General features: G+C 51.1%; 9 protein-coding genes. 6 read left to right on the forward strand and 3 right to left on the reverse strand.

All coding sequences use genetic code 11. From position 1 onward, the window contains the following. Positions 1-16 precede the first annotated feature (16 nt). The gene (gene alsS, locus BUB06_RS06355; protein WP_039470771.1) at positions 17-1,696 is read left to right on the forward strand and encodes an acetolactate synthase AlsS; all 1,680 of its coding nucleotides are present in this window, start codon (positions 17-19) and stop codon (positions 1,694-1,696) included. Between the two features lie 134 nt (positions 1,697-1,830). Beyond that, positions 1,831-3,294, forward strand: coding sequence for an alpha/beta hydrolase (locus tag BUB06_RS06360; protein WP_039470772.1), 1,464 nt, complete (start codon positions 1,831-1,833; stop codon positions 3,292-3,294). Positions 3,295-3,341: 47 nt separating this feature from the next. On the opposite strand, the gene fucO is transcribed toward BUB06_RS06360, so the two are convergent. After that, the gene (gene fucO / locus BUB06_RS06365; protein ID WP_039470773.1) at positions 3,342-4,493 is read right to left on the reverse strand and encodes a lactaldehyde reductase; all 1,152 of its coding nucleotides are present in this window, start codon (positions 4,491-4,493) and stop codon (positions 3,342-3,344) included. A gap of 562 nt (positions 4,494-5,055) precedes the next feature. Between fucO and gcvT the strand changes: the two genes are divergently transcribed. The 4 genes from gcvT to BUB06_RS06385 all read left to right on the forward strand — a co-directional run bounded on the left by gcvT (position 5,056) and on the right by BUB06_RS06385 (position 10,230). Then, the gene (gene gcvT / locus BUB06_RS06370; protein ID WP_039470774.1) at positions 5,056-6,171 is read left to right on the forward strand and encodes a glycine cleavage system aminomethyltransferase GcvT; all 1,116 of its coding nucleotides are present in this window, start codon (positions 5,056-5,058) and stop codon (positions 6,169-6,171) included. A gap of 59 nt (positions 6,172-6,230) precedes the next feature. Next, positions 6,231-6,623, forward strand: coding sequence for a glycine cleavage system protein GcvH (gcvH, locus tag BUB06_RS06375; protein ID WP_039470775.1), 393 nt, complete (start codon positions 6,231-6,233; stop codon positions 6,621-6,623). Between the two features lie 118 nt (positions 6,624-6,741). Further along, a complete protein-coding gene (gene gcvP, locus BUB06_RS06380) occupies positions 6,742-9,615 on the forward strand; it encodes an aminomethyl-transferring glycine dehydrogenase (protein ID WP_039470776.1) in 2,874 nt (957 codons plus the stop codon). Between the two features lie 144 nt (positions 9,616-9,759). After that, positions 9,760-10,230, forward strand: a complete 471-nt coding sequence (locus BUB06_RS06385) for a GNAT family N-acetyltransferase (protein WP_039470777.1) — start codon at positions 9,760-9,762, stop codon at positions 10,228-10,230. A gap of 134 nt (positions 10,231-10,364) precedes the next feature. Here the strand turns inward: BUB06_RS06385 and BUB06_RS06390 are convergent, their stop codons facing one another. Beyond that, positions 10,365-10,994, reverse strand: coding sequence for a LysE family translocator (locus tag BUB06_RS06390; RefSeq protein WP_051982080.1), 630 nt, complete (start codon positions 10,992-10,994; stop codon positions 10,365-10,367). Between the two features lie 10 nt (positions 10,995-11,004). Continuing rightward, positions 11,005-11,952, reverse strand: coding sequence for a hypothetical protein (locus BUB06_RS06395; RefSeq protein ID WP_039470779.1), 948 nt, complete (start codon positions 11,950-11,952; stop codon positions 11,005-11,007). Positions 11,953-12,161: the final 209 nt, after the last annotated feature.

Raw genomic sequence — 12,161 nt, forward strand, 5'->3', positions numbered from 1 at the left:
TCATCGGAGTCATGTCATGGAAAAGTCCACCGAACAGCAAAGCTGGAGCAGCGGGGCCGAGCTGATTGTAAAACACCTGGAAGCGCAGGGCGTGAAGCATATTTTTGGGATTCCCGGCGCAAAAATTGATCGTGTGTTTGATGAGCTGGAAGACTCGACGATCCAAACGATCCCAGTACGGCATGAGGCGAACGGCGCGTTTATGGCGGCGGCGATAGGGCGTCTCACGGGGAAAGCAGGAGTGACGCTGGTGACATCCGGCCCCGGCTGTTCCAACCTTGTTACCGGATTGGCAACGGCAACCGCAGAGGGAGATGCGGTCGTTGCGCTAGGAGGGGCGGTTAAGCGGGCAGATAAGCTTAAGCTGACGCACCAGAGTTTGGACACCGTCAGCCTGTTTCAGCCAGTCAGTAAATTCAGTGCGGAAATCACGGCTTCTTCTGCTATATCGGAAGTGTTGGCGAATGCTTTCCGGGCGGCAGAGAGTGGGCGTCCGGGGGCGGCGTTTGTCAGCCTACCGCAGGATATCGTCAATGAGCCGGTGATTAGTCCGGTGCTGGCTTGTCCGCATTTACCGTTGCTAAACGGCGCGCCGCATAGCGACATTGCCGAAGCGGCCAAACGGCTGCGGCAGGCTAAAAATCCGGTGCTGCTGCTCGGGTTAATGGCCAGCCAGCAGGAGAATGCGCAGGCACTGCGTCGTTTCCTTCACCATAGCAAACTGCCCGTGACCAGCACATATCAGGCTGCTGGCGTGATCGATCAGCAGCAGTTCGATCACTTTGCCGGACGTGTCGGATTATTCAACAATCAGGCTGGCGATAAGCTGCTGCAACAGGCGGATGTGATCGTTACCGTGGGCTACAGCCCGATTGAGTACGATCCGGTGTTATGGAACAGCGGCAAGGCGACGCTGATCCACATTGATGTGCTGAGAGCGGAAATCGACAGCGCTTATCGTCCTGATATCGAGCTGCTTGGGAATATCGCAATGACGGTGGACACGCTGAATGCGTGCATCAGCGAACCGTTTATCTTGTCTACTGATACACAGTCTGTGTTGCGGGATCGTCAGCGCCAGCGCCACGATCTCAGTACGCGCGCTATCAACATGGCAGGATTTGCGATCCACCCTTTGCGTCTGGTGCGGGCGATGCAGGATATCGTGAATGAGGATGTCACGCTGTGTGTGGATATGGGGAGTTTCCATATCTGGCTGGCGCGTTACCTGTATAGCTTCCGGGCGAGACAGATTCTAATGACCAATGGCCAGCAGACGATGGGCGTGGCGCTACCGTGGGCAATCGCCGCATCGCTGGTGCAGCCCGGCAAAAAAGTGGTGTCTGTTTCCGGCGACGGTGGGTTTATGCAGTCCAGTATGGAGCTGGAAACGGCGGTGCGCCTGAAAAGCAATCTTCTGCATATCATCTGGGTGGATAACGGCTACAACATGGTGGAAATCCAGCAGCGGCACAAATACCATCGTCCGGCGGGCGTGTCTTTTGGGCCGATTGACTTCAAAGCGTATGCGGAAGCATTTGGTGCGAAAGGGTTTGCCGTTGAATCTGCGGATGAGCTGGTCAGCAAACTCCGTCAGGCGATGGACGTCGACGGTCCCGCGGTGATTGCCATCCCCGTTGATTATTCCGATAACCATTGGTTGATGGAGAATCTGAATATTAGCGTGCTGATCTGATATATCAGGTGCTTACCCGCCGTACGGTATCGGGCGGGAGTGTGTCGCGTTTCCCTGAATAATACGGTGTGTGTCTGCATGATTTTCTTTAGAATCATCTGCGTCGCTACACGGTAATGGGAAGGGAAACGAGCATGCTAATGAAATCTGCCCGGCGCATTGTCAGACGTGGGCTCATTGTGATTGGGGTGATCGCGATGACGCTGCTGGCTATTCGTGTTTATGATACGCAAAGCGGGCCGCCGCTTGCACCCTGGCATACCTATGTGCCGGATGAACTGTCGGCAGCGGAGCTCGATAAAAGCGACTGGACTGCGTATGTAAAGCAGGAAGCACTCATCTTTCAGCAGGTTAATCAGCACGTCACGCAGGAACTGGATGAGGATGAACAGCGCCCGGTTAACCGCTATTTTTCGGGTAGCCCGGTTTATCCTGGGAAATTTCAGCATGACTGGAATCGTTCCTATGAACTGTCGCCGGAAGGAGAACTGAAAGGCGCAGTCGTGATGTTGCACGGCCTGACCGACTCACCCTACAGCTTGCGACATGTTGCGGAGCGTTATCGCCAGCGTGGTTTTTTCGTGGTCGGAATTCGTTTACCTGCACACGGGACGGTGCCGGGGGCGCTCACCGATGTCGAATGGGAAGATTGGCTAGCGGCGACGAGGCTTGCTGTTCGTGAGGCGACGTCACACCTGACGGTGCAACAGGGCCAAAGGCTGCCGCTGCATATCGTCGGATTTTCCAACGGTGGTGCGCTAGCGCTCAAGTACGCACTGGATTCCTTAGATAATCCCGCGCTGGTGCGTCCTGACCAGCTCATCCTTATTTCCCCAATGATCGGTATTACCAGCTATGCGCGCTTTGCGGGGCTCGCTGGGTTACCCGCTATCTTCCCAGCCTTTGCCAAATCTGCCTGGCTGGGCATTTTGCCGGAATTTAATCCCTTCAAATACAATTCATTTCCGGTAAATGGTGCGCGTCAATCCTGGCTGTTGACGCATGAACTTCAGAGTCAGCTAAGCCGTAAAGCGCAGGCGAACACGTTGGTCAATCTGCCGCCGGTGCTGACGTTCCAGTCGGTGATGGATTTCACCGTCAGTACGCGTGCCGTTATTACGGCGTTCTATAATTTGTTGCCTGCTAACGGCAGCCAGCTGGTGCTCTTTGATGTAAATCGTACCGTTAATTTCGGCCCGCTTCTGCGTGAATCGACGAATGGTGCCGTCAGTCAACTGCTACCTGCCGCCCCACGCCATTACGATACAACGGTGATATCCAATGCCGCGCCGAACAGTTCGCGTGCCGTGGCGTTTGACGTCGCAGCGGGGACGATGCAAGAACAGACGCGTGAGCTGGGAATGGATTATCCATCGGACGTGTATTCACTATCGCATGTCGCGCTGCCGTTTCCAGATTCAGATTCACTGTATGGTCGTTTCTCACAGAATCCTACCGAGTTTGGCTTGCCGCTGGGGAAAATTACCCCAAGAGGAGAACGTGCCGCGCTGGTGGTCGATCTGGATACGCTGCTGCGACTGTCGTCGAATCCGTTTTATCCCTACTTGATCCAACGTATTGAAGAGAAGATCCCGTGATAGCGAATGGCCACCCGCAGAGAATTGCGGGTGGCGTTGAGATATTCTCAATAAATAGATCGATACAGCGCTTTGATCTCATTGATGTTCGTATCGCGCGGGTTACCGCTGGTGCAGACATCGTCAAAGGCGGCCTGTGCTAGCGCGGGAATGTCCTCTTCTCTCACGCCGACATCGCGCAGTCTTGGTGGAATATCCACATCGTGAGAAAGCTGCTGCACGGCGTTAATCGCCGCTTCCCGCGCCTGAGCAATCGGCATTTCTGCCGCGCCTTTTACCCCCATTGCCACGGCGATATCCCGGAATTTTTCACCCGTGTAATCGGCGTTGTAGGCCATGATATGCGGCAGCAGGATCGCGTTAGCGATGCCGTGCGGCGTGTTGTAGAACGCGCCGAGCGGGTGCGCCATGCCGTGCACCAGACCAAGCCCAACGTTCGAAAATCCCATGCCGGCGATGTATTGCCCCAGCGCCATCTCTTCCACGCCTTTTGGCTTCCCGGCGACGGAATCGCGCAGTGAGCGGCTGATTATTTCAATGGCCTTCAGGTGCAGCGTATCGGTCAGTTCCCAAGCGGCCTTGGTGGTGAAGCCTTCAATGGCGTGCGTCAGGGCGTCAATCCCCGTGGCGGCTTTCAGTGCAGCAGGCATGCTCATCATCATATCGGGATCGACGATGGCGACAATCGGGATGTCATGCGGATCGACGCACACAAATTTGCGGCGTTTTTCTTCATCAGTGATGACGTAGTTGATGGTGACTTCTGCGGCCGTGCCGGAGGTGGTTGGGATCGCGATAATCGGGACAGCAGGGCGTCGGGTGGCCGCAACGCCTTCCAAGCTACGGACATCGGCGAATTCGGGGTTATTGATAATAATTCCGATAGCCTTACAGGTATCCTGCGGTGAGCCGCCGCCAATCGCGATCAGGTAATCGGCCTGTGATGCCTTGAAGCGCTCGACGCCCCTTTCCACCACGGCGATGGTGGGGTTGGGAATTACCTCATCGTAGATATCGTAGGGTAACCCTGCCGCGTCCAGCTTCGCTGTGATTTTGGTCGCGACGCCAAATTTAACCAAATCCTTGTCCGTCACCAGCAGCGCTTTCCTGAACCCTCGCCGCCTTACCTCATCGGCAATGTGTGCAATCGCGCCCGTGCCAAAGTAGGACGTTTCGTTAAGAATCATTCTGTTAGCCATCATCTATCTCCTAATCACGTTTGATTTTGATAAAGCGAAAAATACATGCTGCGCAATTCCTTGCGAGTAGTGTGGGAAAAATGGGCTATCAGCGCCTTCCGTCAGGTGCCATGTCATCTTGTTTGCTGGCACTGAAGTAAAGACGCCTGAGAAACGGTTCACAGAATCGTGATGGCGGCAGCATAAGAGAGGGAGCGAAGCTGGAAGTCGTTGTTGGTTTTTGATTGAAAAAATCTAATTTAAGCTTGTTTTTATCATTATATTATCTAATCCGAATGGCGTTTTCAGTTGGGTGTCATTGCCTATGTTATCCAGTTTTAATGTCATTAATTTGTGGTTTACGCTGATTTAAATAATTTACGTGCTTAATTTCGTCAATTAATAAGCATATTACGCTGCTTTGTTTTTTGTGGGCGGCTCGACTTTCTTTGTCTTCTATATAATTTATCTTATGTCTGAGAGAGTGGTTTAACCTGCGCGTCGGTGGTAAGTTCAGTCATAAGATATCGTTTGCGTAGTGTGTTTTATCGCCTGAACGCCATGCGCTGAAGAGGGATGAAGAATGGCAAAGCAGACCCCGTTGTATCAACAACATCTGGCCGATGGCGCCAAAATGGTGGATTTTCATGGTTGGATGATGCCACTGCACTACGGCTCCCAACTGGACGAACACCATATTGTGCGTCGGGAAGCCGGCATTTTTGATGTCTCCCACATGACCATCGTCGATTTACACGGCGTGAGAACGCGTGAATTCCTGCGTTATCTGTTGGCGAATGATGTCGCCAAACTCACACAGCCGGGCAAAGCCCTGTATACCGGCATGCTGAATGCCTCCGGCGGCGTCATTGACGATCTGATCGTTTATTTTCTCACGGAAGACAATTTCCGACTGGTTGTGAACTCCGCGACCCGTGAAAAAGATCTCGCCTGGATCGGGCAGCACGCTGCGCCGTTCGGGGTTGAAATCCGCGAGCGCGACGATCTGGCGCTGGTTGCGGTGCAAGGTCCGCAGGCGCAGGAAAAAGTTCAAGAAATCCTGAAGGCAAAAGGCCTGAGTGATACCGACGTGGCAGCGGTTGCCAGCATGAAGCCGTTTTTTGGCAAGCAGGCGGGCGACTTCTTCGTTGCCACGACGGGTTATACGGGTGAAGCGGGTTATGAAATCGCGCTGCCGAATGAGCAGGTGGTCGATTTCTGGCAACAACTGCTGGCGGTTGGTGTGAAGCCATGTGGGCTGGGTGCACGCGATACGCTGCGGCTGGAAGCGGGGATGAACCTGTACGGTCAGGATATGGATGAGGGCATTTCGCCACTGGCGGCCAATATGGGCTGGACAATCGCCTGGCAGCCGGAGGATCGCGAGTTTATCGGGCGTGAGGCATTAACGCATCAGCGTGAAAAAGGGACCGATCAACTGGTTGGTTTAGTGCTGACGGAAAAAGGCGTATTGCGCAATGATTTACCTGTGCGCTTTACTGATAGTGATGGCGTGGTGCGCGAAGGGGTGATCACTAGTGGATCGTTCTCGCCGACGCTTGGTGTGAGCATCGCGCTGGCGCGTGTTCCGGTGGGGATTGGTGAACAAGCGATAGTGCAGATTCGTAACCGCGAACTGCCTGTCCACGTGACCAAACCCGGTTTTGTCCGTGCTGGAAAAACCATCGTTCAGTATTAATAGCCGCTTGCTTATAAAGATAAGCGCGCAGGATTAACGACTTTAGGAAAGGGGATGCAATGAGCAACGTACCAACAGAATTAAAATACACCACGTCGCACGAATGGGTGCTGCATGAGGGCGACGGTATCTACAGCGTGGGCATTACCGAACACGCGCAGGAACTTCTGGGTGACATGGTCTTTATCGATTTGCCGGAAGTGGGCACGGTTGTCGCCGCAGGTGATGACTGCGCGGTGGCGGAGTCGGTAAAAGCGGCGTCGGATATTTATGCGCCCATCAGCGGTGAGATCGTGGAAGTTAATGACGATCTGGAAGGTTCCCCTGAGCTGGTCAACAGCGCGCCTTATGCTGATGGTTGGCTGTTCCGTATCAGAATTTCTGATGAGTCTGATTTGGACGAACTGCTTGATGCCGAAGGCTATCAGGCGTTGATAGAAGACGACGAATAGTTATCGCGCCCCTGATTTTGTCAAATCTGGGGCGTTTTATTTTGTTCGCCCGCGTCGTATTTCAGCGCGGCAGCCAGCACGATTAATGCAGGCACGATTGATCAAGGAAAGTACTGTAATGACCCAGACACTCAGTCAACTCGAACATGACGGCGCATTTATCGAGCGCCATATCGGTCCTTCCGTTAGCCAACAGCAGCACATGTTGTCGGTGGTGGGCGCGACGTCGCTGGATGCGCTGATCCGCCAGATTGTCCCGGTGGACATTCAATTGCCCAGCCCGCCAGCGGTAGGAGAGGCGGTGACGGAACATGAAGCGTTAGCTGAGCTGAAGGCCATTGCAGGACGCAATCAACGTTATAAAAGCTACATCGGTATGGGCTATAGCGCGGTGCTGATGCCGCCAGTGATTTTACGCAACCTGCTGGAAAACCCAGGCTGGTACACCGCCTATACGCCGTATCAGCCGGAAGTCTCTCAGGGGCGTCTTGAGGCGCTGCTGAATTTCCAGCAGGTCACACAGGATTTAACCGGTTTGGATTTGGCCTCCGCATCGCTGCTGGATGAAGCAACCGCTGCGGCGGAAGCAATGGCGATGGCGAAGCGCATTAGCAAACTCAAACAGGCCGAACGTTTCTTTGTCGCTGACGACGTGCACCCGCAAACGCTGGACGTGGTGCGTACTCGTGCGGAAACTTTCGGTTTTGACATTGTTGTCGGTAAGGCGGAAGAAGCGCTGAAAGACGATGCTGTGTTTGGCGTGTTGCTGCAACAGGCGGGGACGACGGGTGAACTGCACGATTACAGCAACCTGATGGCGGCACTGAAAGCACGTAAGGTCGTCACCTGCGTGGCATCGGACATCATGACGCTGGTACTGCTGACCGCGCCGGGCAAGCAGGGCGCGGATATCGTCTTCGGCTCTGCACAGCGCTTTGGCGTGCCGATGGGCTACGGCGGGCCACACGCGGCGTTCTTCGCCTGTCGTGATGAACATAAACGTGCCATGCCGGGTCGTATTATCGGCGTGTCGCGCGATGCGGCGGGCAACACTGCGCTGCGCATGGCGATGCAGACGCGCGAGCAGCACATTCGCCGTGAGAAGGCGAACTCTAATATTTGTACCTCGCAGGTGTTGCTGGCCAACATTGCGGGGATGTATGCGGTATTCCACGGGCCGGAAGGACTGAAGCGTATCGCAGGGCGCATCCATCGTCTGACCGATATTCTGGCGGCAGGATTAACGCAGGGCGGTCTGCTGCTGCGTCATCGCAGCTGGTTCGATACGTTGACCATTGAAGTCGCGGACAAAGATGCGGTACTGAGCCGGGCATTAAGTTTTGGCATCAACCTGCGCAGTGATTTGGCGAGTGCGGTAGGCATTACGCTGGATGAAGCAACCACGCGTGAAGACGTGCTGGCGCTGTTTGCCGTGCTGTTAGGCGACGAGCACGGGTTGGATATCGACGCGCTTGATGAGAGCATTGGCCAGAAAGCGGCAACGATCCCGGCTGGACTGGCACGCCACGACGCGATCCTGTCGCATCCGGTGTTCAACCGCTATCACAGCGAAACCGAGATGATGCGCTACCTGCACCGTCTGGCACGTAAAGATCTGGCACTGAATCAGGCGATGATCCCACTCGGTTCCTGCACCATGAAGCTCAACGCGGCGGCGGAAATGCTGCCGATTACCTGGCCGGAATTTGCCGAGCTGCATCCATTCTGCCCGCCGGAACAGGCGCTGGGCTATCGCCAGATGATCGAACAGCTCTCAGGCTGGCTGGTGCAACTGACTGGCTATGATGCGATTTGCATGCAGCCCAATTCGGGCGCGCAGGGTGAATACGCGGGGCTGCTGGCGATACGTCGCTATCATGAAAGCCGCAATGAAGCTGGCCGTAATCTCTGCCTGATTCCTAGCTCCGCCCACGGTACTAACCCAGCATCAGCGCAGATGGCGGGGATGGACGTGGTGGTGGTCGCCTGTGACAAGCAGGGCAATATCGATCTGCACGATCTGCGTGAGAAAGCGCAAGCGGCGGGCGAACAGCTTTCCTGCATCATGGTGACCTATCCATCCACTCACGGCGTCTATGAAGAGACGATCCGCGAAGTGTGCCAGATCGTGCATCAATACGGCGGTCAGGTGTATCTGGACGGTGCGAACATGAATGCGCAGGTTGGTATCACGACGCCGGGCTATATCGGCGCAGACGTCTCGCACCTGAACCTGCATAAAACTTTCTGTATTCCGCATGGCGGTGGCGGACCGGGCATGGGGCCGATTGGCGTGAAAGCGCATCTGGCACCGTTTGTACCGGGTCATCAGGTGGTAAAAATCGAGGGTGTGCTGACGGAGCAAGGCGCGGTCTCTGCGGCACCGTTCGGCAGCGCGTCTATTCTGCCGATTAGCTGGATGTACATCCGCATGATGGGCGCGGAAGGGCTAAAACAGGCTAGCCAGATGGCGATCCTGAACGCCAACTACATCGCGACGCGCTTGCAGCAGGCGTATCCGGTGCTCTACACCGGCCGTGACGGTCGTGTGGCGCACGAGTGCATTCTGGATATTCGTCCGCTCAAAGAGAGTACGGGCATCAGCGAGATGGATATCGCCAAGCGTCTGATCGACTACGGTTTCCATGCGCCGACCATGTCATTCCCGGTAGCGGGCACGCTGATGGTGGAGCCAACGGAATCGGAAAGTCAGGTAGAGATCGATCGCTTTGTTGACGCGATGCTGGCGATCCGTGCTGAAATCAACCGCGTTGCGCAGGGCGAATGGCCGCTGGATGACAACCCGTTGGTGAACGCACCGCACACGCAGGCGGAGTTGGTAGCCGACTGGGCGCATCCATACAGCCGCGAGCTGGCGGTATTCCCGGCAGGCAGCGAACATAAATACTGGCCGAGCGTGAAGCGTCTGGACGACGTTTACGGCGACCGTAACCTGTTCTGCTCATGTGTGCCGATGAGCGACTATGCGTAATTAATCGCGATCGTTTAGATTGTTACTGCCAGTGATAGGCGGACACTGAGTCATCGAATTAACGATAGTTTTCAGATACCGCCTTGTATCACCTAATCAGTTAGGCATAAGGAATGGGTAGGGATAGCCCAAAATGGAGAAAAAATGAAAGTCAGACTTGCAGAGCCTGATGAAGCAGAAGAGTGTTGGGAGATCAGGAATCAGGCTATCCGCCATGGATGCAAGAGCAGCTATGAAGCGACAATTATTGCAGCCTGGACACCAGAATCCATGCCGGAGGGATACAGGCGAGCTATTGCTACTAACCCTTTCTTTGTTGTTGTGGGTTTAGATAACAGACCGGTTGCTACAGGCTTTCTCGATATTTCTTGCCGCAGTGTTGAGGCTATTTTTACCTTGCCTGAGTATGTTGGGAGAGGGCTGGCAGGAATGATTCTTGACGCTATAAAGAATGAAGCACGCGAACGTGGTTATGAGCAATTAACATTATCCTCAACCCCTAATGCTCACTCTTTCTATCAAAAGCATGGTTTCCTGTTTCAGCAGGAAAGTTTATATCAATCCACTCTTACTGGGAGTGGGATGCGCTGTATAGATATGGTGTTCAAATTATAGCATTGGTTGCTTTGTGGCTCGTAGGGTACTGGCTCGCGAATTCAGATAATATGTGTGATATCAGGAGCTATTCTTCGATAATGTGTCGATATATTCCATGAGATTGTGAGTCCTTCTCTATAATTATTTTTTACTTAAATTGATATGGTATCTAAAACAAAAAATAAACCTGTCCCCACAAGAAAAATAGAGCTAATTAAATTGATGATGTAAGGGAGTTTGCTTCCAGATATTTTTTTAGCGATTGAAGCGATTGATAAAAACATTATGTCAGAGATAAAAGAGAGAAAGACAAAGATAGTGCTGAGAATGAAAAACTGGCTGCCATAGCTAAATTCAGCGTTTATAGAAATGAAAGAGGGAATGAAACTTGTGAAAAACACTAATGCCTTTGGGTTTATTAGTGGAACTAGAAATGCTGATAAGAATCCAATTTTAGTGTCTGTGATGTGGGTTTCTTTGGTATTATTACTTTTTCTTATCAGTTTTATTAGTCCTTTGATGCCAAGAAATATAAGGTATGCTCCCCCGGCTAATTTCATAAAATTAAACAAAATCACAGATGAGTGAATTAATGATGTAATTAAAAATGCGGTAAGTAATGTGACGACTTCTCCACACCTAAATGCAATGCTTAGTGATAAAGATGACTTAAGACCATTGTTAAAGTAATTAGTGAGTAAAAGTGCTACAGCAGGGCCAATCGAAAAAGTTTGAGTTAATGTAATAATGCAAAAAATGAATAAAGTATGGTGATTCATCATCTATATACCATCAAAGATACTTTGGTAAATCACAATATACATATTCTGATGGTATGCATGGTTTAGAAAATAAGGATAGGAACTGTTTTATTTTACTTTCTGATGAAGATGCTACAATAGAATAGAAATTACCAGAGTTCCAGTATATGGCCTTATATTTAAAATATTTATCTAGTGTTTCCTTCATCTCTTCAATAGTCACTTCATTAGTCGACATAACACGAAGAACATCATTACGTTTACTGTCGAGTTGCTCTTCTGTAAAAAATCTTCGTTTAAATGACATATCTTTCTGTATTTCCCTCGCAAGATATTCATCCTTATCACACTTAAATTTTTCCGTAAAAATAAAAAGACCATCTTTCTTTAATAATTTGATAGTGAATTTTATCTGAGCATCTCTATCTGGGGAATACATCTGGAAAGTAGTGTCTTCTATGATAATATCAAATCCGTCATTGAATACTTTATATTTTTTATCTTCGGTTAATTTTTTATCTACCATAAAAAAGGGGGTGCAAATAAAATATGCATTTTTAGGTGTGTGGTTTTTATAGAAAGATGATTCATTGGCGGCTGTGGGGCTGGTTGTTAATGTGGTTATCATTTCGCCAGATTCCTGGCTGATCGTTCTCGCCATTGCACCTTCAGCCATTCCAAGACAGTAAACATTAATTTTTTCTGAATTCTCTCTAGAGAAATTAATAATTGCGTTTCCCAGTCGGCACTCTTCTTCCAGACTATAGGGAATGCTTGCGAAGTAATGTTTTACGAATGAGCCACTATTATTAATAAGTTGCTGGCTAAAGTGTTCGATTTCTTTACTACAAAATAGCCTGGTATCTGGCTTTACATCCTTGTATGGTTTGTTACCTTCACCTGAAGCCGTGTTGGAAAAGAAGTTAGCCATTGTATTAATACGAGGGGCTTTTTCGCAGGATTTAATAAAATTATCCATATATAACTGTCCATGTAATTGATATGAATAGATATACTAATACATTATTGTGATTTGCATGGCAAATGAAAAAAATTCATTCTTACGTTTTAAAGGTTATCCCCACTCTATTAAATCTGCCATCTAAAATTAATCGGACTCTGATAGTTTACTATTAAATATTTGCGAATGGTGACTGTGGATGTATTGATGTAATTAAGGACTATATT

The organism is Pectobacterium carotovorum, from assembly GCF_900129615.1.
In the GTDB taxonomy this organism is placed as follows: domain Bacteria; phylum Pseudomonadota; class Gammaproteobacteria; order Enterobacterales; family Enterobacteriaceae; genus Pectobacterium; species Pectobacterium carotovorum.

Coding starts and splice junctions, on each gene's coding strand:
- alsS (WP_039470771.1), top strand. CDS start 17: ATGGAAAAGTCCACCGAACAGCAAAGCTGGAGCAGCGGGGCCGAGCTG.
- fucO (WP_039470773.1), bottom strand. CDS start 4,493: ATGGCTAACAGAATGATTCTTAACGAAACGTCCTACTTTGGCACGGGC.
- BUB06_RS06395 (WP_039470779.1), bottom strand. CDS start 11,952: ATGGATAATTTTATTAAATCCTGCGAAAAAGCCCCTCGTATTAATACA.
- BUB06_RS06390 (WP_051982080.1), bottom strand. CDS start 10,994: ATGATGAATCACCATACTTTATTCATTTTTTGCATTATTACATTAACT.
- gcvP (WP_039470776.1), top strand. CDS start 6,742: ATGACCCAGACACTCAGTCAACTCGAACATGACGGCGCATTTATCGAG.
- gcvT (WP_039470774.1), top strand. CDS start 5,056: ATGGCAAAGCAGACCCCGTTGTATCAACAACATCTGGCCGATGGCGCC.
- BUB06_RS06385 (WP_039470777.1), top strand. CDS start 9,760: ATGAAAGTCAGACTTGCAGAGCCTGATGAAGCAGAAGAGTGTTGGGAG.
- BUB06_RS06360 (WP_039470772.1), top strand. CDS start 1,831: ATGCTAATGAAATCTGCCCGGCGCATTGTCAGACGTGGGCTCATTGTG.
- gcvH (WP_039470775.1), top strand. CDS start 6,231: ATGAGCAACGTACCAACAGAATTAAAATACACCACGTCGCACGAATGG.